Source organism: Kamptonema formosum PCC 10802 (assembly GCF_000332335.1).
Taxonomy (GTDB): domain Bacteria; phylum Cyanobacteriota; class Cyanobacteriia; order Cyanobacteriales; family Oscillatoriaceae; genus Oscillatoria.
In genome coordinates, this window is the sequence record NZ_KB235948.1 from 2,912,507 (window position 1) to 2,936,469 (window position 23,963).

The following is a 23,963-nucleotide window of genomic DNA, read 5'->3' on the forward strand; positions in this document are numbered from 1 at the left end:
GGGCAAGCCGGCAAAAAGAGATATTGGGGAATGGGAGATGGGCCATTGGGCCTGGCTCTGGCACCCCCAGCTATTGACAACTAACCGGTTTATTTTGTGTACCAATGGTACACATTTCTAACCTCCGGAAGAAAGCATATATACAAAACTGGGATAAACACCCGGTTTTGTAAAAGCCATTCTTTCGGATACCCTGACATTTGATCGAGTTTCGCCATCCTTGGGTATGGGGGCAAGCCGGCAAAAAGGGACATGGGGAAATGGGTGATGGGTCATTGGGCCTGGCTCTGGCACCCCCAGCTATTGACAACTAACCGGTCTATTTTGTGTACCAATGGTACACATTTCTAACTTCCGGAAGAAAGCATATATACAAAACTGGGATAAATACCCGGTTTTGTAAAAGCCATTCTTTCGGATACCCTGAGATTTGATGGAGTTTCGCCATCCTTGGGTATGGGGGCAAGCCGGCAAAAAGGGACATGGGGGAATGGGGGATGGGCCATTGGGCCTGGCTCTGGCACCCCCAGCTATTGACAACTAACCGGTTTATTTTGTGTACCAATGGTACACATTTCTAACTTCCGGAAGAAAGCATATATACAAAACTGGGATAAACTCGGGGTTTTGTAAAAGCCATTCTTTCGGATACCCTGAGATTTTATGGAGTTTCCCCATCCTTGGGTATGGGGGCAAGCCGGCAAAAAGGGACATGGGGGAATGGGGGATGGGCCATTGGGCCTGGCTCTGGCACCCCCAGCTATTGACAACTAACCGGTTTATTTTGTGTACCAATGGTACACATTTCTAACTTCCGGAAGAAAGCATATATACAAAACTGGGATAAACTCGGAGTTTTGTGAAAATCATTTAATCGTAAACTGTGAAACAGAGTTCCTAACCTGATTGGCGAGCGAGGGGGGGAGAGATTTTCATCCGGCGGGGAGATGTCAGGGGTTTTGTCAAGAAAGCCAGTTTGTTGGAGACACCGGCTTTCTCAATTGTCCCGAAGCGGATTTTGGACTCCCCTGTGATGAACTCAATCTAAAATCTCAAATCTCACATCTCCTTTTGGGGAAATAGCTGGCGGTGACGCGACCGGCACCCCGCAGCTGCCGGTAATAGGCACAGCTCACCTCATCCCCTTCTGCCGAGAGGACGTCCGTGCCAATGCCGTTGCGCCCCTGGGTTTTTCCGGAACTGTGGATGTAGCGCCCCTCTCCCAGATACAGCCCTACATGGGTGGCTTTGTGCGCCGGCCCGAAAAACACCAGATCCCCAGACTTCAAAGAGGCCAGGGCCACCGGCACCGCGAACGCCTCCTGCTGGTAAGCATCCCTCGGCAGCCAAATTCCCGCTGAAACAAAAGCCGCTTGCACCAGTCCCGAACAGTCGTAGTTTGGCCCCACCGTGCCGCCCCAGAGGTATTCGTTGGGCGTTTGCATGGCGGCGCGAGTGAAGGCAATCACTTGAGGCAACCGCTCTTTTATTTCTATTTCAGAGAGCGAGTGGGGTTGATAGGGGCTCACCGCCGGCTCCAGAAGGTGAAGGTCCCGGATGGCCAGCCAGCCGGGATAGTCATCCTCAGACAGCTGGACGTTAATGCCGGTGCGGGCGATATCCTCCGCATCGGCGAAAGGCAGGGATAGAATTCGCAACTGCCGTCCGCAGGCGGCTTGAGTTGCCAAACGATCGCATCTGGGAGAATCATAGAGGTTCAGGTTTGCTGAACAGCGGTACTCACACTCACTTAAGGAAGCGGAGTTAGAAGTCTGGGTTGCTTGCAGCTGGGCCAGAGAAACCATGTCCGTGATTGTTTACTGCTGATTGTGGACTGTTGATTGTGCGCTGTCGCTTGTTCCTCCTTCTTTGCTCACGCTCGTGCAACCGCTTCCCCTGCAACTGCTTACCCGTTAGCCATTACTAGGGTGATTACACATGATAGCGTTTTTCCGTCAAGACGAACAATTAGATGCCTTTGGCACCGGCGTGCTGGAGGCAACCTGGAAGCAATTTCCCAAATTAGCGCCCAGTCAAATCGCCATCACATGGATAGTTTACGATCCGCCGGTGCCGGTGAATACAGGCGGAGCCCTCTCGCCGGAAGCTTTCTGGCAGCATCCCGTGCGCGGGGTTAGCTATCGCGGCGACGAGCGCATCTACCCAGCGAGTGTGGTCAAGCTGTTCTATCTCGTGGCGGTGCACGAGTGGATGGAAAAAGGCATGATCCAGCCTTCTGCTGAGTTGGACAGAGCCATCCGGGATATGATAGTCGATTCCAGCAATGACGCCACCGGTCTGGTGGTGGATGTGCTCACCGGCACCACCGGCGGTCCGGAATTGCCGCCGGGACCATTTGAAACCTGGAAAGCCCAGCGCAATATCGTTAACCGCTACTTCCAGTCCTTGGGCTGGCCTGAGTTGGAGAAGATTAACGTTAACCAAAAAACCTGGTGTGATGGGCCTTACGGTCGGGAGCGAGCCGCCTTGGGCGAGTTGATGGAAAATCGCAATATGCTGACCACAAATGCCGCCGCGCGCCTGACGCACAGTATTATTGGGGGGGTGGCTGTCTCGTCGGCCCGCTCGCAAGCGATGATGGATCTGATGAAGCGCAGTCTTGACCCAGCGGATCTGGAAGCTGACCCAGAAAATCAGGTCACGGGTTTCTTGGGTGCCGGTGTGCCCCAAGATGCCGGCGTCTGGTCTAAAGCCGGTTTAACCAGTCAAGTCCGCCACGACGCCGCTTACATTGAGCTGCCTGACCGGCCACCCTATCTGCTGGTCGTGTTTACCGAAGGCAAGGATCACAGCAAGAACGAAGCGATTTTGCCTTTTGTCTCCCAGCAAGTCGCTGCCTCTGTGGAACGCCTCAGCTAGCTGTCTGTGAAATTCCCCAAAAGCTCGCCCTCGAGACCGAACATGTTCGGTCTCCACTCTCCCAGCGATCGCGCACCCCCTCCGGCGCGTCCGGGCTGGGATGGATGGGCTTTCTATCCTCATTGGTACGGAGAAGGAGGGATTCGAACCCTCGGTGCGGAGTTACCTGCCGCACAACAGATTAGCAATCTGCCGCTTTCGACCGCTCAGCCACCTCTCCTCGGCTCACAAGTATTTATAGTAGCACACCTTTTTTCCGCAGTGACAAGCAAGTTGAAAAATTTTTTTTCGGCGCTTTTGTGGCCATTCCTGCCGCTCCGCCGCTGGGCCGGCCCGGAGTCTGGCCCAGAGTCCAGGCTATGTGGGCTGGGCTAGGTGCCTGCCGGTGCCGGCGTTCCAGGAAAGCCCGTCCCTCATTCCGGGGCGGGGCGGGACGCGCCCCTACCGCCTGGGAACGCCATCCGGTCGGCTCTGCCTCCTTTGGGCAGATATAGCACTACCCACTAAGGGAACGGACATTAGAGCTTGAGGTTGAAGGGAACGCCTGCCCTACGCCTATCCTAGAAATATAAGTGCCCTACGTCGGGACTTCCTAGGAGAGGCGATCATTCCGACGAGCGTGTCCGAATCTAAGTGAATATTGCTATATCTCGGCGCTCACCCGCCCCTGCAAGCAATCAGTGCCTGCCAATGTCACTGGACAGTTGGCTGTTTCTCAGCTGAAAGCTGGCCCACCGGCACGCGGGGCAGCCGGTGCTTGAAGCCGCACAGAATCTCCCAGGAAATCGTTCCCAGTTTGGCAGCCCAGTCCTCGGCACAGATTTGACTCGCACCATCACACCCGAGGAGAGTCACGACTTCACCGACTTGCAAATCGGGAATGCTGCTGGCATCGAGCATCATTTGATCCATTGTAATCGCTCCCACTTGGGGCACCATTTGGCCCCGGACTAACACGCTCATTTTGTTGGAAAGGTTGCGGGGAACGCCGTCAGCATAGCCAATGCCCACCACAGCGAGGCGCATCTCTTTGCTGGCAATAAATTGATATCCGTAGCTGACGCCGGTTCCCGCTTCCAGCGTCTTGACTTGCGTCACCCGCGCCTTGACTTGCAGCACCGGCTGCAGGTCTACTGTCTGTTTGAGATGTTCTGCTGGGTAAAGGCCGTAAATGGCCAGCCCGACGCGCACCATGTCCAGGTGCAGGGCGGGGTCTGTTAGCGTCGCAGCTGAGTTGGCAAAGTGCAGGCGAGGCAGGGGAATGCCGACGGCTTGCAAAAGCCCGATCGCAGCCTGAAACCGCGCCTGCTGCTGCTGCATGCCGGTGGGGTCCGGACTGTCTGCTGTGGCGAAGTGGGAATAGATACTGGCAATCGTCAGATTGGGCAGACGCCGCACCAGCCCGACAAACTCAGCCACCTGCTGCCACGGCACACCCAAGCGAGACATGCCGGTGTCTATCTTCAGGTGCACCGGCACGGACTGGTTGAGCGACTCTAGTGTCTCAGAAAAAACGAGAGCTTGCTGCGGCGTGCACAGGGTGGGCTGCAACCGCCAGCGAACCTGCGCGCGGATTTGCTCTGGGGTGTTAGTAGCGCCCAAAACCAGCACCGGCGATTGTATCCCCGCCTCTCGCAGTTCAATCCCTTCTGGAATAGTCGCCACCCCCAGCCAACTCGCACCGGCAGCGAGCGCCGTCTGGGCCACCGTCACCGCACCGTGCCCGTATGCGTCCGCCTTCACCACCGCCATCAGTTCCGTCCGGGGCGACAGTAGGCGCTTGAACTCCCGCACGTTGCTGGCGATCGCCGGCAAGCTAATTTCCACCCACGCCCGATCGCACCGCATCGATGCCAGACTCGGACTCCGCTCCCAACTAAGCATTTCCACTCACTCCTCTTTCACTCACACCACTAAGAACTACACACAATACAAGTCCTCCGGACAGGTACAGCCCACTGCGGGGCGGCAGAAGTTTTTTACCCGCTCCCAGACTGGTATCTGAGACGGGGTTGGGGTTGAATCCACCGGCAGAAGTCTGGGGGCGAGTCAAGAGTGTTTCTCGATCCTCCAGATCCCCCGCTCTCGATATGCGGGAAGATGGAACGGGCAACCTATTTCTGCTACCCAGCACAAAAGACAGCCTGTCCTGTTGATTTTAGATTTTAGATTTTAGACTGGGTGAGAACTTTTAGGCTTTATCTTTTGCTGTGCTCTGTCAGAGCCCCACAGCCGGTTCAATTTCACCTCAATCAACCGGATACCATCTCAACAAAGCCGTTTGTTTGCGCCCAGCGCTCGCTTGTATCCCCTTTTTGTCAATGTTTGTCAGGGTGGGGGCCGGTTGCAGGGTGCGTTCCCCTGCGCAAAACGCACCCCCTTGACATTTTCAATTTTACAGTGTATGGAGGCTAGAGCGAGCCGGTGGGTCGGAGGCGGGCCGGTGCGTCGCTTTTCCATCCCTGACAGGGATTGATCTCGAAGCGGCCCAAAGGGCTATGCAGCAAGAAAATCCGCAGCCCCACAGCCCCAAGTCCCTCACTGCTGTCTGTTGCGCCCGCAATCGTCGGGGTTCGTGCAAATTACAATTAATCAACTAAACTTGATATCCGCCTGTTACCGAAACGCCAAGCTCCACAGGTGCAGTTCCAAGCTCGAACGATGGAGGTCCAAGCTCGACCGATGGACCTCCGCGCTCGAACGATGGACCTCCGCGCTCGAACGATGGCCACCTACGCTCGAACGATGGCCACCTACGCTCGAACGATGGAGTTCAGAACTCGAGCGATGGCGTTATAGCAGTATGCACTTAGGTTAAAACATTAGACCTTCAGTCCCGGCGTTAGCGCAGCGGCGCGTTAGCGCTACGCCTCCCCTACGTCTATATCCCAGTAGTAATATGGGTTAGGACAATAGGAGCCGGAGTGCGGGGGTGCAAAAGAGGCCGAAATGTACGAACCTAAGTGCCTACTGCTATATCAGCGGAGTTGCAGAACAAGGAGACGAAGGGCGACGGCTGCATAGTCCTAGCCAAAGCCAATTAACAGTCAGGGAGAGCGTCGCTTTAAGGCCCTCGATCGCCCAACTCTCAGCAGGCGTGCCAGGATAATAAATGTTTATCTCTAAGCGGTGGGGCGATCCTGTGAATATTGCCGGACATCCGGCATGGGGCATGGGGCATAGGGCATGGGGCATGGGGCATAAAGGCATGGGGCATTGGGTTGATCAACTGTTCTCCCAATCCTTAAAACCTAATCCCTAACCCCTAACCGCCAGTTCAAGGCCAAGAGGAGATGGCCATTTATCTCCTGACCGGCAGCCGGACTGCAAGCACTCAGCGACACCGGCGCTTTCCAGCAAAAGTGGCGCTTTCCATCGCTAGGGAGGTTCAAACCCGAAAGCTTGCGAACAACAGAGTACAAGCACTAAGAGGCAGCAATATGAAACACTTTTCCCTCAGCAAGCGTTTCATTAACCGTTTTTTATTTATCTGTGCTATCCTGGTTACTTTTGTAGCAGCGGTACTGTGGAAGCACCCTGAGATGACTGAGCGGTCGGGTGCCGTGCCGGTGGAGCCCGAGCCGGTGGGAATTGAGGTTAAGGAACCCATTCAGCCGGTGCCGCTGCATATCCAACTCGATGCTGGCAAAGTGGCCCTGGGAGAGAAGCTCTTTTACGATACGCAGCTTTCGCACAATAATACTATCGCTTGCGCGACTTGCCACAACTTTAAGACAGGAGGTACAAATCGAATAGATCGTTCCACCGGCATGAATGGTGCGCTGAGTTCTGTCAACACACCCACCATCTTTAACAGTGGGTTAAACTTTAAACAGAATTGGGATGGCAGCGCCGAGACCCTAGAAGCTCAGATCGATAAAGCAATCTACAACCCCAACGATATGAATTCTAATTGGCCCGAAATTGTCAGCAAGTTGAAGGCATCGCCAGAGTATGTTAAACTGTTTGACCCGCTGTATGCCGGTGACATGAGAGCCGAGAGTATCCAAAATGCGATTGCCACTTTTGAGCGATCGCTCTACACCCCCAATTCCCGCTTTGACAAATTCCTGCGCGGCAATCTTGCTTCTCTCAGCTATGAAGAACAAGAAGGCTATCGCATCTTTAAGGCTTACGGGTGTGCCAGCTGCCACCAAGGGGTGAATGTCGGCGGCAATCTTTTCCAGAAATTTGGGATTATGGGAGATTACTTCGCCGAGCGAGGGAAGGTAACGAAAGCCGATTTAGGGCGCTTTAACGTCACCAGCAACCCGCAAGACAAGTACGTTTTTAAAGTTCCCAGCCTCAGGAACATTACCCTGACATCGCCTTATTTTCACGATGGCTCAGCCAAAACACTGTCAGAGGCAATTGCGGTGATGGCCAAGTATCAGCTGGGACGCCAGCTGTCGCCAGAAGAGATCGACCTGATTGTCAAGTTCCTGACAGCCCTGACCGGTGAATATCAAGGTAAGTCATTATGAGAACTGCCGAGAAAAAAATTGCGCTCGCCTCAATGGCCCTGATTATCTTCAGTTTTTTACTGGGGAAGTCTCTGGCCATTGATTTTAAACAGCACGACCGCTTTAACGAGAATTTGCGCCAGCTCAAAGACATAGATGCCAACCTCAATAACGGCGTTTTTGAATTAAGGTATGGACTGACCTCACACTACGACGGCTTTGTGAAGAGCTTTTTGCAAATAAAAGAGCTGCAAAATGATCTGAAGCGAACTCCCAGCTTTCTCAATGACAGAGGGCGTTCAGAAATCCTGCGCATTTTGGATGAAAGCGCCAATTTACAGGCAGAGAAAGAGCGCTTAATCGAAAAATTTAAGTCCGAGAATGCCGTTCTTAAAAATTCCCTTTACTATTTTCCCGTCTTGATTACAGAACTGGCCGGACAAGCTTCGCGAAAAGGATACGGGGAGTTGGCAGCCCTTCTCAACGACATGCTGCGAGATGTACTGATTTATAACTTGACGGCGAGTGAAGATCTGGCACCAAAAATCAACGGCCAGATTGACCGGCTGCTAGAAAAGCGAGAGGATTACAGTTTGGCGGTGAGCGGTTCAGACCTAGATATGGCCATCGCCCACGCGAAAGTGATTTTACAGAAAAAACCTCAGGTAGATGCGCTGCTGGAAAAGCTGGTTTCCCTGCCTACATCCGAGCGCAGCGAGTCCCTGTACAGAGCTTACAATCACTGCTACGAAAAATCCCTAAAAACGGTGGGCATTTACCGTTTCTTGCTGTATCTATTTTCCACAGTTTTGCTGGCAGTAATTTCCGCTTACATTATCATAAAATTGAGAAAAGCGGGACAGGCAGTGAGCGCCGCAAAAGAAAAACTCCAGGAGGCGCTGTCAGCAACGCAGGAAGCGGAAGAAAAATATCGCAGCATTTTTGAGAACTCGACGGACGGGATTTTCCAGACGACGCGGGAGGAGAAATACCTGAGCGCCAACCCCACCTTAGCCAGCATCTATGGGTACTCCTCACCGGCAGAACTGATGGCCAGCATCACCGAGATCGGCAAGCAACTGTACGCTGACCCCAACCGGCGTGCGGAATTTATTGCCGCCGTGGAACAGCACAATGCCGTCGTGCAGTTTGAATCACAAGTGTATCGCAAAGATGGCAGCATCATTTGGATTTCCGAGAGCGCCCGCGCGGTGCGCGACGCCCGAGGCAACCTGCTTTACTGTGAGGGCACCGTCGAAGACATCACCCACCGCAAACAGATGGAAGCAGTGCTGCTCGCCAGCGAAACCAGACTGCGAATGCAGCAGGCGGCGCTAATGGAACTGGCGCGGTGCCAGCCCCTGCACACCGGCGACCTGAGCGCGGCGCTGCGGGAGATTGCCGAAACAGGGGCTTACACCCTGGGCGTGGAGCGGGCGAGCGTGTGGCTCTACAGCGACGACCGGCAGTCCCTGCGCTGCGCTGAGCTCTACGAACTCACTGCAAACCGGCATTCAGCCGGTGTCGGGCTGTCTGCCAAAGACTATCCCAGCTATTTCCAAGCGATGCAAACCGACTGCACGATCTCGGCGCATGACGCGCACACCGACCCCCGGACGCGGGAGTTTTCCGCTAGCTATCTCACTCCTCTGGGGATTTCGTCTGTGCTGGACGTGACACTGCGTCTCGGCGGGCGGACAGTGGGGGTGCTGTGTCTGGAACAGGTCGGGCCACCCCGGCAGTGGGCCCTAGAAGAAGAGAACTTCGCCGGCTATCTGGCATATATGGCAACTCTGGCAATGGAGGCGTGCCAGCGCAAGCAGGCGCAAGAAGCCTTGCGCCAGGAGCGAGAGAACGCCGAGCGCTTGCTGCTGAATATCTTGCCCGAACCCATTGCGGATCGACTGAAACACGACACCGGCTCGATTGCCGACAGCTTCGAGGACGTGACAGTCCTGTTTGCCGATATCGTTGGCTTTACTGAGCTTTCTGCCACCATAACGCCGACAGAATTGGTGGGGCTGCTCAACCAAATATTCTCCCGGTTTGACCGGCTCGCTGAAAAGCACGCTTTGGAGAAAATCAAGACCATTGGCGACGCCTACATGGTGGTGGGCGGGCTGCCGGTGCCCCGCAAAGACCACGCCGAAGCCGTGGCGGAAATGGCCATCGACATGCACGAGGAAATCCGCAGGCTGAGCGCCGAGACGGGCCAAACCTTTCACATCCGGGTGGGCATCAACACCGGCCCTGTGGTTGCCGGTGTCATTGGGCTGAAAAAGTTTATTTACGATTTGTGGGGCGATACTGTAAATACCGCCAGCCGCATGGAATCCCACGGTATTCCCGGCGGGATTCAGGTAACGGATACCACCTACCAGCTCTTGCGGCACAAGTACGAGTTTCAGAAGCGGGGTGCGATTAAGGTAAAAGGCAAGGGGGAGATGGTGACCTATCTGCTCACCGGCATGGCCACCAGCAAGGTGCGTTGAGCGCTGTGAGGAATTTGTACGATAAAGGTGCCGGGGAATCGCGAGAGCGCACCCTACTACTTCTTGCGGCCCAAAAGAGATATATAATACCTACTTGAGATAGACAGAATTTTTTCCTCTAGCTGAAAAAGCTTTCCTGCCGTTTTATCAATCCAAAATCCAAAATCCAAAATCCAAAATTACTAGAATCGATGCAACCGGACGTGACATGATATTGAGAGCTTTGGCCAGTCATTTTTCAAAGCCTTTGAGAAAAGTGCCCCTTCGCCTGGTCGTCGTGGTGCCCTTCGTCATTCAAATCTGTGGGGCCGTCGGGATCGTGGGGTGGCTGTGCTTGCACAACGGGCAGAAAGCTGTTAACAGCGTCGCCAGCGATCTGCGCGCTGAAATTACCGCCCGCATCCAGCTGCAGCTGCAGTCCTTCTTGGCAACCCCCCATCTAATCAATCAAATCAACGCTTCCGCCATTCGCCTCGGTCAGTTGAATCTAGAGAACTTGCGCGACTGGGAGCGCCACTTCTGGCAGCAGATTCAATTATTCGATTCAGTCACTTACATTTCTCTGGGTACGCAAACAGGTGAGTACACCGGCATAGAGCGTTTGAGCCGTGGCACCTTGCGGATTCTCGTCACTGACTCATCCACCAAGGGCGATGGATATTTCTATGCCACCGACAGCAAAGGCAATCGCACCCAGGTGGTGCATATCAACCGAAACTACGACTCCCGCAAGCGACCGTGGTATACAGCAGCCGCTCGTGCCGGCAAGCCGGTATGGAGTGAAATTTATCCAGTTTTTGACGAGCAGCAGCTCACCATCACTGCCGGTTTGCCGGTCTACGACAAAACCCAGACGCTGCGCGGCGTACTGACCGCCGATATCGTCCTCTCAAACATCGGAGAATTCCTGCGCGGCTTGAAAATCGGTGAGACGGGCCAGACTTTTATTGTAGAGCGCTCTGGACTGCTCGTCGCCGCTTCCAGCCCTGAGGAGCTATTCACCACTCGCGATGGCGTAATGCAGCGAATCAAAGCTTCCGAGAGCGGGGACAGTTTGATTCGGGCCACAGCGCACCACTTAGAAAAATTGACAAATAATTACAGCAAAATCGAAAGCATTTGTCAAGCGCCCTGCCACATTTCTACAACCTTCCAGATTGACGGCAAGCGGCAATTCGTGCAGCTCACACCACTCAGGCAAACGAGCAACAAAATCCCCCAATCCCCAAATCCCGGCACCCCCAATCCCCAACTCCAAACACTCCCAGACTGGCTGATTGTAGTGGTAGTTCCAGAGGCGGATTTTATGGATGAAATAGAAGCCAGCACCCGCACCACGATTGTCCTGTGCGGCGCAGCGCTGCTGGTAGCAATCCTGCTGGGGGTGCTCACCTCTCGCTGGATTGTCCAGCCCATTCACCGGCTCAACGCAGCAGCGATTGCCCTGTCGCGCGGGGACTGGAACCAAACCGTGCCGGTGGACCGGGAAGATGAGCTGGGGGTGCTAGCGGAAACATTCAACAAAATGACTCGGCAATTGCGGCTCATTTATGCCAAATTGCAGGAGAATTTGCGGGATCTGCTGGGGGCGCAAGAGTCGCTGCAACTCAACGAAGCGAAGTACCGGCAACTGGTGGAGAATGCCAATAGCATCATTATGCGCTTGGATACCGAGGGCCGCATTACTTTTTTCAACGAATTCGCTCAAAACTTCTTCAGTTACGCCTCGGAAGAAATTCTGGGATATAGCCCGATCGGAACAATTGTCGCCTCAACAGATGCCTCTGGAACTGACCGGCAAGAAATCCTCAAAAAGCTCCTGCAATCCCCAGAGGATTATCGGAACAGCGAGTTTGAAAATATCCGCCGCAATGGCGAGGCTGTCTGGGTGGCTTGGACGACAAAAGCCTTGCGCGACGCACAGGGAAACCTCACCGGCATTCTCTGCATTGGCACCGATATTAGCGCTCGCAAGCGAGCCGAAGATGAACTGCACAAAGAGAGACGCTATTTAGCTGCGCTGGTAGAAGTTCAGCGCCGGTTGCTAGCTTCCAAGGACGACGGCAATTGTTTTGCAGAAATCCTGGAACCCTTAGGACAAGCTTCCGGCGCTAGCCGCGTTTACTTCTTTGAAAATCACCAAGGGGAAGGCGGGCAGTTGCTGGCGAGCCAGCGTGCCGAGTGGTGCGCCCCAGGCGTGCCACCTGAAATCGACAATCCACTGTTGCAAAATTTCCCCTTAGAGAACTTGCTGCCCCGCTGGCATGAAACCCTATCGAGCGGGCAACCTATTGCCGGCACAGTCAGCGAATTTCCCCTCGACGAGCGGCAGATTTTAGAGCTACAGGGGGTTCTTTCCATTCTGATTTTACCCCTAATTGTTGACGGCGAATTTTTTGGCTTTCTCGGCTTCGACAGCTGCAGGGAGGAGCGGGGGTGGGAAGTTTCGGAAGTCAACCTCCTGCGGGCGGCTGCAGCGGCGGTCGAACTTCACCAAGAGCGCAACCGGGCGCAAGAGGCGCTGCAAAAGGCCAATCAAGAGCTGGAGATGAGAGTCAAGAGGCGCACGGCGCAATTAGGCGAGAGCGAGGCTCGGTTCCGCCAACTGTCCGGGGCTACGTTTGAAGGGATTGTGGTGCATGAAGAAGGCAGGATTTTGGACTGCAACCAAGCCTTCGCCCGCATGTTTGGATGTGAGGGCGGCGACCTAACTGGCACGAATCTGGCGGATTATATTGTAGCGGGAAACCGGTTTTTTGTCTCTCAAAAACTGCTCTCAACCCGTGAAAATCCTTATGAATCGGTCGGTTTGAGAAAGGACGGATCGACGTTTCCAATTGAGATTCAAGCAAAGGTCATGCCCTATAAAGACAAGCAGGTCAGGGTGGTCGCCTTGCGAGATATTACTGAGCGCAAGCAGGCAGAAGAGGCGCTGCGCGAGTCAGAGGAAAAGTTTTCCAAAGCGTTTCGCCAGAGTCCCGACGCTATCACGATCACAACGATTTCAGATGGACTCATGATCGATGTTAGTGAGGGATTTGAGAGCATTACTGGGTACAGCCGGCAAGAAGTTATCGGTCGCACCACCCAGGAGATGAACCTCTGGGTGCGTCAGTTAGATCGCACCCGATTGGTGCAGCTGTTGGGAGAGGAGGGGACAGTTCGCAATCTGGAAACCCAGTTCCGCAAGAAGTCAGGTGAGGTGATTGAGGGGCTGCTGTCTGCTGAGATTATCTATTTGGGCGGGAGAGAGTGCATACTTACTGTTACCAGCGATATCACAGAACTCCGTCAAGCCCAGGAAACGCTGGCGCGGGCGCTGGAAGAACAGGAGAGCATTTTTGAGGCGCAGCTGGATATTATTTTCGTGTTTGATTTGAATTTCAGGCTGGTAAAATGGAACAAACAGATGGAGCAGGTTACGGGACTGCCGCCGGCTCAGCTAAAAGGCCGGTCCGCTTTTGATTTCTTTGCGGAAGGGGAAAGAGAAAATATTGCCCTGAAGATTCAGCAAACCTTTGAACATCCAGGAGAAGATTCTCGGTGGGCTGAGGCGAAGTTGATTGCTAGGGATGGCGTTTTGCTGGACTACCAATTTACAGGCGTGCCGCTGCGGGATCACAAGGGAGATGCCATCGGGTTCACCGGCGCGGGGAGAGATATCACGGAGTCGAAGCGGGCGGCGGAAATCCTGCGGGCTGAGCGGGAAAGGTCAGACCGGCTGTTGCTGAATATCTTGCCCGAGCCCATTGCCGAGCGCCTGAAGCGGGAGCAAGGCTCCATTGCCGACAGCTTTGAGGAAGTGACCGTCTTATTTGCCGATATCGTTGGCTTTACCGAGCTTTCTGCCAGCATTTCACCCACAGAATTGGTGGAGCTGCTCAATCAGATATTCTCCCGGTTTGACCGGCTGGCAGAAAAGCACGGTTTGGAGAAGATTAAGACGATTGGCGACGCCTATATGGTGGTCGGGGGCTTGCCGGTACACCGGCACGACCACGCCGAGGCGGTTGCGGATATGGCGCTCGACATGCAGCGGGAAGTTGCCAGCTTTTCTGCCGAAACCGGCTGCAAGGTGAGCATCCGCACCGGCATCAACTCAGGACCCGTGGTTGCCGGTGTCATCGGTCTGAAAAAGTTTATCTACGATTTGTGGGGCGATGCCGTGAATACCGCCAGCCGCATGGAATCTCATGGCATTCCCGGGGCGATTCAGGTGACAGCAGCCACTTGCCAGCTGTTGCGGGATAAGTATATCTGTGAGGAGCGCGGGATCATTCAGGTGAAAGGTAAAGGAGAGATGCTCACTTATCTGCTCAAAGGCAAAAAGAGCGATTGATATTAGAGCATTTATATGTGAGTGAGGAAAGCGCAGAAACCCGGTTTCTTTGAGAAACCGGGTTTCTTGGAAAAACTAAAAGCGGAGAAACCGAGTTTCGCCGAAGTTACCCGGTTTCTTTGAGTTTCTGGCCCTCAAACCCTGGGCAGGACAGGCCGGAATGCCGGTGATTGAAGGCGGGGTCACGCCTGAAGAAGCGGGTCGCTCGGTTGTGCCGGCGCTACAGTGCTATCGTTGGGGGGGCAGGTTTATTCATAGCAAGGGCTGCGCCGGCTTCCTTTGTTGGGATGCCCGCTTCCTCGGGTGGGTGGCGCTGCCGCACCGCGCCGCTATCTGTGCCGGTGAGGAGTTGACTTTTCAGCAACTCCCTTGCAAATTCCGGAACAAAATGCCCCTCTTTGTGACAAGCGGGCGGATTTGGTGAAGAACTGCCGTCTAAGTATTATTATGGTTTTAACTGGCACCTCGCACCCGTGTGACAGTCCCCAGAGGGCTAAAGCGCCCGGCTAAGAGCTGGCAGCATGCCCCTATCGTGTGGGATAGCTTCTCTAAAAAGGGCTGCAAAGCAATTTTTGCGCTTGGGCGGAGTTCCCCCGCCCCCACAGGTAGCATCCCTTTTTTGAAAAAAACCTAACCCCCCAGCCCCCTTCCCTACAAGGGAAGGCGGAGAAGAGGGAGAATTCCCTCATATCCTGGCAGGGATGGGGGTGGGGGGAGAAGTTAGATCCGCCTTCCTGCAAAAATGCTATATTTTCCCCCAAACAGCTGTAAGTAAGGACGGGTTCCGCCGCCCCTACAGAGCAAGGGCATTTATTCCCTAGCGAGTGAGTGCTAGTAGCGCAACAGCTGAGCTAAAATCGGGTAGTTAAAGATGAATAGCAATCAAGCTGAGGCCACTAAAGCAGACATTTTAATCGCTGATGACCATCCAGAAAACTTGCGCCAGCTTTCCTCCACGCTCACTGAGCGGGGGTATAAAGTTCGCAGAGTTCAGAGCGGGCAACAGGCTCTTGATGCGTGTCAGGCGGCTCCACCGGCTCTGATTTTGCTCGACATCCGGATGCGAGATATCAGTGGCTATGAAATCTGTCAGAGGCTGAAAGCCTGCGAGCCAACCCGCGACATTCCGGTGATTTTCGTCAGCGCCCTAGATGCGGCATTCGACAAGGTGAGAGCCTTCGCTGCCGGCTGCGCGGATTATATCACAAAGCCGGTGCAAGTGCAAGAGGTTTTAGTCCGGATAGAGCACCAGCTGAAAATCTGCAACCTGCAAAAGCAGCTGAGCGAGCAAAACGCACGGCTGCAGCAGGAAATTATCGAGCGCAAGCGCACAGAAGCAGCCCTGCGCCGGGAAGAGGAAAAATTCGCCAAAGCCTTTCACTGCAGTCCAAATCTGATCGCCCTCAACCGGCTCTCCGACGGGCGCTACCTGGAAGTTAACGACAGCTTCCTCAGCACCTTTGGCTACACTCGCACGCAAGTCATCGGCTCGGCACCCAGCCAGCTAAATCTCCTCGTCAATCCAGAAGACTGCCCTAACTCTGACAGGCAATTGCTAGAATTCGGCAGGATTCGCAACCAAGAAATCCGCTTGCGCACCTCCTCTGGCGAGGTGAGAACCGTGCTGTGCTCAGCGGAGCTCATCGAGGTTGGGGGAGAGAACTGCGTCCTGTTTGTAAGTAACGACATCACCCACCGCGTGCGAGCGGAAGAGGCGCTGCGTGAGAGTGAGGCGAAAAATCGCGCCTTGCTGAATGCGATTCCCGATTTAATCTTTTGCATCAGCCGAGATGGCACTTTTCTCAACTTCAAAGCAGCAGAAGCCAAAGATTTGTGCGATCCATCCACTCTGTTTACCGGCAGGAAAATCTCTGAACTCATGCCGGCACCCATAGCGCAGCAATTCTTGGAGAGTGCAGCCCGAACCCTTGAAACGGGCGACACCCAGAGCTTTGACTACCAGCTGTCTATAGGCGATTTCCTTTGCAGCTATGAAGCGAGACTCGCGGTTAGCGGTTCGCAAGAAGTTATAGTTCTCGTGCGAGACATCACCGAGCGCCTGCGGACAGAGGAGCGTTTGAGACTGCTAGAACGAGCCATAGACGCGAGCAGCAACGGCATCGTCATTACCGACGCAACCCAGCCCGAAAACCCGATTATTTACGTCAATAAAGGCTTTGAGCGGATCGCGGGTTACGCCGCCGAAGAAGTCACAGGCCAAAACTGCCGGTTCTTGCAGAGTGAAGACAGCAATCAGCCCGGATTCCAAGAAATGCGCCAAGCCATTCAAGAACAGAGAGAGTGTTCCGTCAAGCTGCGAAACTATCGCAAAGATGGCACCCTCTTCTGGAATCAGCTGTCCATTTCCCCGATCCGGGACGCATCCGGAAACGTGACTCAATTTGTCGGCGTTCAAACCGACATCACTGATCGGATGCGAGTGGAAGCCGAGCTGCAGCAGTCCCAATCCCACCTCGCTGGCGTACTCAATAGCTCCCTGGATGGAGTGATGGCTTTTTCTGCTGTCAGGAACAGTTGCGGAAATATTATAGACTTTCAGTGGCTTTTAGTCAATCGGGCGGCAGAAAAAATAGTCGGGCGCACTGCAGACGATCTCGTAGGGAAATATCTGCTCCAGGAGATGCCGGGGAATGGCGAAACAGGGCTGTTTGACCTGTATGTTCAGGTCGTTGAAACAGGCGTTCCGCAGGAGCGAGAATTTTATTACGAGCGGGAAGGCATCAAAGCGCGGTTTCAGAATGTTTCCGTCAAGTTGGGCGATGGCTTCGCCGTCACCTTCCGCGACATCACCCAGCGAGCTACCGCCGAAGAGGAGCGAAATCAGTTAATCGCCACCGTGCGAGAGAGCCAAGAGCGATTGCAGATGGCCCTCGAAGCCGCTCGCATGGGCACCTGGGAGTGGAACATCCTCACCGGCTCCCTCACCTGGTCTGACAGCCTGAAACGCCTCTTTGGCCACGACCCCGCCAAAAAAGAATACTTCCAGCCCACCTATGAAGCCTTCGCCGCCAGCCTTCACCCAGAAGACCGCGAATTCGTTTTCCAGTCGGTAAACCGCGCCCTCACAGAGGGAGCGCCATACGACATAGAATTCCGCATTGTCTTACCAGACGCTAACATTCGCTGGGCCGGCAGTAAAGGTCAGGTCTTTTGCGACGCCACCGGCACACCCGTGCGGATGGCGGGCGTAGACCAGGACATCACCCAGCGCAAACAAACCGAAATCGCCCTGCGCGAGAGCGAAGAGCGCTTCCGCCAGATCGCGGAAAACATCCACCAGCTCTTCTGGATGACGGACCCCGAGAAGAGCCAAATGATTTACGTCAGTCCCGCTTACGAAACCATTTGGGGGCAAACTGTAGCAGAACTGTACGCCAGACCCACATCCTTTATAGATGCCATCCATCCCGACGACCGGCAGCGGATTATAGCAGCGTTTGCCAAACAGGTGCGCGGCGAGTACGACGAGGAGTACCGGATTGTGCGACCGGATGGGGAGATGCGCTGGATCAGAGATCGCGCCTTCCCCATCCACAATGAGCGAGATGAGGTCTACCGCGTTGTGGGAATTGCCGAGGACATCACCCACCGCGTGCAAGCGGAAATGGCCCTGCGCGAGAGCGAGGAGCGCTTCCGCCAAATCGCAGAAAATGTCCGCGAAGTCTTCTTCATCATTTCTCCCAAAGCCGACCGCATGCTCTACATCAGTCCCACCTACGAGAGCATCTGGGGGCGCAGCTGCGCCAGCCTCTACCAGCATCCACAATCTTGGGTCGAGAGCATCCATCCCGCAGACCTACCCAAGACCATCGCCGCCTTCCAAACCCAGTTGCAAACTGCAGAAGAATTCAGCCAGGAGTACCGCATCATCCGCCCCGACGGCGATATCCGCTGGATCTGGGCCCGCTCCTTCCCCATCTGCGACGAAACCGGGCGGGTGTACCGGCTTGTGGGCATTGCCGAGGACATCACTAGCCGCGTGCTGGCAGAACAAACCCTGCAACAGCAGAAAGAACTCCTGCAAACCATTTTCGACCACATCCCGGTTATGGTGACTTTTTACAGTCCCGAAGGCGAAATGCTCCTGCTCAATCGGGAGGTAGAGCGCGTCCTGGGCTGGTCGCAAGCCAGCTTAGGAGAGTGCGACCTCCTGAGCGAGTGCTATCCGGACCCCGAAGACCGCCAGCAGGTTTTGGACTTCATCCTCGCCGCAACCGGAGAGTGGCGGGACATGAAAACCCAGGCTCGCAGCGGGCGCATCGTGGACACGTCCTGGGCCAACATCCGGCTTTCAGATGGCAGCCGGATTGGCATTGGGCAAGACATCACCGCCCGCAAACAAGCCGAGCGGGCATTGCGGGAGAACGAGGCGCGGTTTCAGAAATTAGCCGCCAACATACCGGGAGCCATTTATGAATTTGTGCGGCACGCAGATGGTTCTTTCAGCTTTGAATATATGAGTTCGGCTTGCCGGGAAATCCTGGAATTGCCGGCAGAGCGGATAATAGAAAATGCCGCCCTAGTCTTTGAAGATATTCATCCCGACGACAGACAGGCGGTTTACCAGGGAACCGAGATCAGCACCCAAACCTTGGAACCGTTTGCCTGTGAGTGGCGCACCCTCACCCCATCTGGAAAGCTCAAGTGGGTGCAAGCCAAGTCTCGACCGGAACGCCGCGACAGCGGAGAAATTGTCTGGTATGGGGTGCTGTTTGATATCAGCGACCGCAAGCGGGCAGAGATAGAAGTTGCCGCCGCCAAAGCCGCTCTGGAAGGGGTGCTGCAGCGAATGCTGCTGCTCAAACAGCTGACCGAGCAAATCCGCCAGAGCCTGGAGTTCGAGCAAATTATTGAAACAGCAGCCACTCAAATCGGTCAAGCCTTTGGCGTCAATCGCTGCCTGATTCACACTTATATTCTCGAACCCGCACAGCAAATTCCTATAGTGGCGGAGTATCTCACTCCGGGCTGGAACTCCATGCGCGACATGGCAATTCCGGTTGCCGGCAATCCCCACGCCGAGCTGACGATAGCTCAAGATAAGGCCGTGGTTTCTCCTAATGTTTACTCAGACCCACTGTTAAAAGCCACTGAGTACCTCTGCCACCAATTTGGGCTGAAATCGATGGCGGTCGTTCGCACCTCCTACCAGGGCGAGCCAAACGGAGTCATTGGCTTGCAGCAGTGCGACCGCTTCCGTCACTGGAGTGAGGAGGAAATTGAGCTGCTGGAAGCAGTCGCCGCCCAACTCGGCATTGCCATCGCCCAAGCTCGCCTCCTCGAACAGGAAAAACAGCAGCGCCAAGAACTCACCCTGAAAAACTCTGCCTTGGAACAAGCCCGACGGGAAGCCGAAGCCGCCAACATCGCCAAAAGCCGGTTCTTGTCTCACATGAGTCACGAACTCAGGACGCCACTGAATGCCATACTGGGCTTCAGTCAAGTGATTTGCCGCGACTCGTCCCTCTCCCCGCAGCATCAGGAACATCTGAGAATTATCAGTCGCAGCGGCGAGCACTTGCTGTCGCTGATCAATGACGTTTTGGAAATGTCTAAAATTGAAGCGGGCCGGCTGGAACTCTGTGAGAGTGACTTTGACCTTTTCGATCTGCTCGACACCTTAGAGCAGATGTTTAAACTGAAAGCAAATTCTAAGGGGCTCGCACTCACCTTTGACCGCGCCCCAGACGTTCCGCAGTATGTGCTCTCGGACGAGAGTAAATTGCGCCAGGTTTTGATTAATCTCCTGGGAAATGCCATCAAATTCACTCAAAAAGGCAGTGTGACGCTGCGAGTCAGGCTGGGGCATGGGGCATGGGGCATAGCGCATCGGGCATCGGGCAGCGAGCAAGACAGTCAATCCCCAATTCTCAATCCAAAATCCCCAATGCCCAGCGCCCAGTGCCCAATCATCTTTGAAGTCTCAGATACCGGCCCGGGCATTGCCCCAGAGGAGATGGACTCCCTGTTTGAAGCCTTTGGGCAAACGGAAGTTGGGCGCAACTCTCACGAGGGCACCGGCTTGGGCTTGCCCATCAGCCGGCAATTCGTGCGGCTGATGGGGGGCGACATCACCCTCAGCAGCGCTCCCGGGCGGGGAACGGCGTTTACGTTTGATGTCAGGGTTGGCTTGGCTGAAGTGGCTCAGGTTGAGACTCGACAGCCGGCGCGGCGGGCAATTGGCCTAGCTCCGGGGCAGCCCCCGTGTCGTATCCTCGTGGTGGAAGATCGCGCCGAGAACCGCCAGCTGTTAGTTGAGCTGCTGGAATCGCTGGGGTTTGAGGTGCGCTCTGCTGTCAACGGACAGGAGGCGATAGCCCTGTGGTCAACTTGGCAGCCGCACCTGATCTGGATGGACATGCGCATGCCGGTGATGGACGGGCATGAGGCGACCAAACAGATTAAAGCCACCCGCCAGGGTGAGGATACCGTGATTATTGCCCTGACGGCGAGCGCCTTTGAGGAGGAGCGAGCCATCATCTTGCAAGCCGGCTGCGACGACTTTCTGCGCAAGCCTTTTCGTGAGGAGGTGCTGCTGGCAAAGATCGCTGAGCACCTGGAAGTGGAGTATGTCTATGAAGAAGACCAGCCAAAATCTCCCCAGCCGGCGGCTGTGCCTTGGGAGCTGACGCCACAGGATCTGGCTGTCATGCCGGCACAGTGGGTGGCTCAGTTGCGCCACGCGGCTCTCAGCGCTGATGACGAGCTGATTTTGGAGCTGCTTGAAGAAATTCCCAGGGAAAACGCGACTCTGGCTCGCGCTTTAGCCGATTTGGTGAGCAATTTTCGTTTCGACCGGCTCGCCGGCCTAACTGAACCGGCCTTTTAGGGGTTAGGGGTTAGGAGGTAGGGGTTAGGTTTCAGGTGTTGGGTGTTATAGCGCTAGCCACTAAGAGAACGGACATTAGAGCTTGAGGTTGAAGGGAACGCCTGCCCTACGCCTGTCCTAGGAATATAAGGCGTAGGACAGGCGTCCCGCCTGTCCTTTGTGTCCTAATCGAAGTGAATCCCCCTATAGGGGTTAGGTTTCAGGGCGCACCCCAACCAATACTCAATACCCAATGCCCAATGCGATCATGCCCAATGCCCAATGCCCAGTCCCCAATCCCCAACGCCCCACGCCACACCCCTACATATAGAGTGCGTTAATCACCGCGACTGCTGCAAGTAGTGTGTCAAGAGAAAAGCTGGCGGCGCTATCCTATTTCGCCGTTCGTGATTCCTTGCCAAGCCCCTTGATTTTAGCAACGATGTGTTACCATCACTAAAAAAGATTCTGTTAATTTAAAATCAATGGGCAAGGTTCTAGTCCTGAACGCCTCCTACGAACCGCTGAATATCACCAGCTGGCGGCGGGCGGTCGTTTTATTGCTCAAAGGCAAAGCGGAGCAGGTCGAACACAACGGCAAGTATCTCTACCCGGAGTTACCCCTGCCAACGGTGATTAGGCTGCGGCATTACGTCCGGGTTCCTTACAAAGAAATTCCCCTCACCCGCCGAAATATCCTGCACCGGGACGGACACTCGTGTCAGTATTGCGGTTATACCGGCGACGAGCTGACTCTCGACCACGTTATACCGCGCTCGCGCGGTGGCGGCGACAGTTGGGAAAATATAGTCACAGCCTGCGTCCGGTGCAATGTCCACAAAGGCAATCGGACGCCAAAGGAAGCTAACATGCTCTTGCACCACCAGCCGCGCCAGCCGTACAGCAGCCTGCACTTCGAGGTGAGCAAGCATCTGAAAAGTGGCTCGCACAAAGAGTGGCAAAAATATGTAATAGGTACATAAGCCCCCTGCTGTTGGTTCAACGCTGGGGGCTTTTTGCAAGCGCCCCCAGCGGCGGGCGGAAAGCCGACACCGGACCGGATCGGCTTCCCGGGCGTGACGGGTGCTGTTTTTTTTGCCAAGATCGGGGCAGATTCTTTCAATCCCGTTTCCGGGATTCAGCTGGCCAAAAATCCTCTCCTCCTACCCCCTGGTGAAATCATTGTCGCATTGATATGGGCTTCTTTGCACAACCGGGATGCTCCCGGTAGATTAACCTATTTATCGAATGCCGGTGGCGGCATGAGTTGCATCGCAGCCGCCACTGTGCGATAAATTCTCGCGCTCACACACGGGGAGCACCTTAAATGCCATCTCATTCCCTGCAGCACAGCAACAGCTTGGTACTGACCTCAGAGCCGCACCCAAAGGATGGCGGTGGGAATTCTGCGCCGGTGGAAGCTGGAGAATTTGAGGCTGCAGTGCCTAGGGGAGAAACTAACCATTCTCAGGGCCAGCCAAACTTGGCTGGCTTGGGCAAGCCCGCCGCCGCAACAGCCGCTAAATCGCCGGAAATCTCGCCAGAATTGAAGACAGACGCCCTGCGGCAAACTCTGGAGCGGCACCGGGGCGAGCGCCATCTGGCCCTCCTGCAGGACTTCCCCGACCCGGATGCCCTTTCGAGCGCCTGGGCTTACAGGTTAATCGCCCTGCAGTATAGTATTGAGTGTGATATCGTGTATGCCGGTGCCCTCAGCCACCAGGAAAATATCGCTCTGGTGAAACTTACGGGTCTGCCGGCGCAGCGCTGGCCTCTGGAAACGGCTAAGAATAAGGATTTATCGGCCTATCAGGGCTGCGCTTTGATTGACTCTCAGGGAACCACCTGCCAGTTAACCCCGCTGGTGCGGGGGGCTGGGATTCCGGTTACGGCGGTTATCGACCATCACACGATGCAGGGGAACCTGAATGCGGAGTTTAGTGATATCCGCCCCCACATCCGCGCTACGGCTACGATTCTCGCGCAGTACCTGCAGGCGGGGCTGCTGCAACTGGACCCCAACAGCAGCGAGCATGTCAAGTGCGCCACGGCTCTGATGCACGGCTTGCGATCTGACACTGCCGGCCTCAGGCAGGCTCAAGAAGAGGATTTCTTGGCTGCGGCGTATCTGAGCCGGTTTTATGACACCCACCTGCTTTCTGCTGTGCTGCAGGCGTCTCGCTCCAAGCGGGTGATGGATGCGATCGAGCGCAGTCTGAAGAACCGTTGGGTTCAGAATAATTTTTCCATTGCCGGTGTCGGCTACTTGCGCTACGAAGACCGAGATGCGATCCCTCAAGCGGCGGATTTCTTGCTCACGGAAGAAAATGTCCACACCGCTGTGGTTTACGGGATTGTCCGCGATGAGGATATGGATCAGGAGGTGGTCACCGGCTCTTTGCGCACGCACAAGCTCACCCTCGACGCCGACGAGTTCATTAAAGCAGCTTTTGGCCAAGACGGCTCGGGACGCTTTTTTGGCGGCGGGCGCTCTCAGGCGGGCGGGTTTGAGATTCCAGTTGGATTTCTTTCTGGGAGTAACGAAAATAAGGAATACGCCAAGATGAAGTGGGAAGTTTTCGACGCCCAAATCAAGCAAAAGCTCCTCCGCTTGGTCAGCCCCAAAGACGACCCGATCCGCACTGAATAAGTGGGCTGGCCCTCGGGAATTCTCGCACAAATGCGATTTATAGCAGTAGGCACTTAGGTTAGGACAGAGGGTTTAACATGATGTAGGGGCGGGCTCACCCACAAAGAGTGCCACACAGCTACAGCACCGATAAACCCGCCCCTACCCTCTGATATCGGAGCAGATCGTATTGGGCCATAGCGTGTCCTAACCAATATGACTGCTGCTATATCGCCTCTGGCACCGGCTTATTGTCGCAGCAGACAGTTATAGCAGTATGCACTTAGGTTAGAACATTAGACCTTCAGGGGGGGCGGGACGCCTGCCCTAC

The 23,963-nt window shown here is 55.0% G+C and carries 9 protein-coding genes, 1 tRNA gene and 2 pseudogenes; 9 read left to right on the top strand and 3 right to left on the bottom strand.

The annotated features are described in order from the left end of the window. Positions 1 to 1,052 precede the first annotated feature (1,052 nt). Positions 1,053 to 1,805: a C40 family peptidase gene (locus OSC10802_RS0112465; protein ID WP_017717101.1), complete on the bottom strand. Its 753-nt coding sequence runs from the start codon at positions 1,803 to 1,805 to the stop codon at positions 1,053 to 1,055. A gap of 136 nt (positions 1,806 to 1,941) precedes the next feature. Here OSC10802_RS0112465 and OSC10802_RS0112470 point away from each other — a divergent pair, with 136 nt between their 5' ends. After that, the gene (locus OSC10802_RS0112470; protein ID WP_026098417.1) at positions 1,942 to 2,880 is read left to right on the top strand and encodes a serine hydrolase; all 939 of its coding nucleotides are present in this window, start codon (positions 1,942 to 1,944) and stop codon (positions 2,878 to 2,880) included. Positions 2,881 to 3,008: 128 nt separating this feature from the next. Here the strand turns inward: OSC10802_RS0112470 and OSC10802_RS0112480 are convergent. Beyond that, positions 3,009 to 3,100, bottom strand: a tRNA-Ser gene (locus tag OSC10802_RS0112480). Between the two features lie 473 nt (positions 3,101 to 3,573). Next, on the bottom strand, positions 3,574 to 4,764 hold the full coding sequence (gene alr, locus OSC10802_RS0112485; RefSeq protein WP_044170109.1) for an alanine racemase: 1,191 nt from the start codon (positions 4,762 to 4,764) through the stop codon (positions 3,574 to 3,576). 1,556 nt (positions 4,765 to 6,320) lie between these two features. On the opposite strand from alr, the gene OSC10802_RS0112490 reads away from it, so the two are divergent. The 8 genes and pseudogenes from OSC10802_RS0112490 (at position 6,321) to OSC10802_RS0112530 (ending at position 23,653) form a co-directional block, all read left to right on the top strand. Then, entirely contained in the window at positions 6,321 to 7,364 is a 1,044-nt protein-coding gene (locus OSC10802_RS0112490) for a cytochrome-c peroxidase (RefSeq protein ID WP_026098419.1), read from the top strand. Between the two features lie 32 nt (positions 7,365 to 7,396). Then, positions 7,397 to 8,113 (top strand): annotated as a pseudogene (locus OSC10802_RS56960) (DAHL domain-containing protein); the annotation flags it as partial. Between the two features lie 147 nt (positions 8,114 to 8,260). Next, positions 8,261 to 9,835 (top strand): annotated as a pseudogene (locus OSC10802_RS56965) (adenylate/guanylate cyclase domain-containing protein); the annotation flags it as partial. Positions 9,836 to 10,091: 256 nt separating this feature from the next. After that, positions 10,092 to 14,174, top strand: coding sequence for a PAS domain S-box protein (locus OSC10802_RS44305; protein WP_198525109.1), 4,083 nt, complete (start codon positions 10,092 to 10,094; stop codon positions 14,172 to 14,174). 160 nt (positions 14,175 to 14,334) lie between these two features. Further along, entirely contained in the window at positions 14,335 to 14,598 is a 264-nt protein-coding gene (locus OSC10802_RS54330) for a hypothetical protein (RefSeq protein ID WP_017717107.1), read from the top strand. A 447-nt stretch (positions 14,599 to 15,045) separates the two neighbouring features. Next, entirely contained in the window at positions 15,046 to 21,024 is a 5,979-nt protein-coding gene (locus tag OSC10802_RS54335) for a PAS domain S-box protein (protein WP_017717108.1), read from the top strand. Between the two features lie 464 nt (positions 21,025 to 21,488). Further along, a complete protein-coding gene (locus tag OSC10802_RS0112520; RefSeq protein ID WP_017717109.1) occupies positions 21,489 to 21,986 on the top strand; it encodes an HNH endonuclease in 498 nt (165 codons plus the stop codon). A gap of 344 nt (positions 21,987 to 22,330) precedes the next feature. Beyond that, on the top strand, positions 22,331 to 23,653 hold the full coding sequence (locus OSC10802_RS0112530) for a DHH family phosphoesterase (protein WP_017717111.1): 1,323 nt from the start codon (positions 22,331 to 22,333) through the stop codon (positions 23,651 to 23,653). Positions 23,654 to 23,963 lie beyond the last annotated feature (310 nt).

What these genes read in the sequence shown, in the direction of transcription:
- OSC10802_RS0112465 (WP_017717101.1), bottom strand. Translation starts at nt 1,805, where the DNA reads ATGGTTTCTCTGGCCCAGCTGCAAGCAACCCAGACTTCTAACTCCGCT.
- alr (WP_044170109.1), bottom strand. Translation starts at nt 4,764, where the DNA reads ATGCTTAGTTGGGAGCGGAGTCCGAGTCTGGCATCGATGCGGTGCGAT.
- OSC10802_RS0112490 (WP_026098419.1), top strand. Translation starts at nt 6,321, where the DNA reads ATGAAACACTTTTCCCTCAGCAAGCGTTTCATTAACCGTTTTTTATTT.
- OSC10802_RS54330 (WP_017717107.1), top strand. Translation starts at nt 14,335, where the DNA reads ATGCCGGTGATTGAAGGCGGGGTCACGCCTGAAGAAGCGGGTCGCTCG.
- OSC10802_RS54335 (WP_017717108.1), top strand. Translation starts at nt 15,046, where the DNA reads ATGAATAGCAATCAAGCTGAGGCCACTAAAGCAGACATTTTAATCGCT.
- OSC10802_RS0112520 (WP_017717109.1), top strand. Translation starts at nt 21,489, where the DNA reads ATGGGCAAGGTTCTAGTCCTGAACGCCTCCTACGAACCGCTGAATATC.
- OSC10802_RS0112530 (WP_017717111.1), top strand. Translation starts at nt 22,331, where the DNA reads ATGCCATCTCATTCCCTGCAGCACAGCAACAGCTTGGTACTGACCTCA.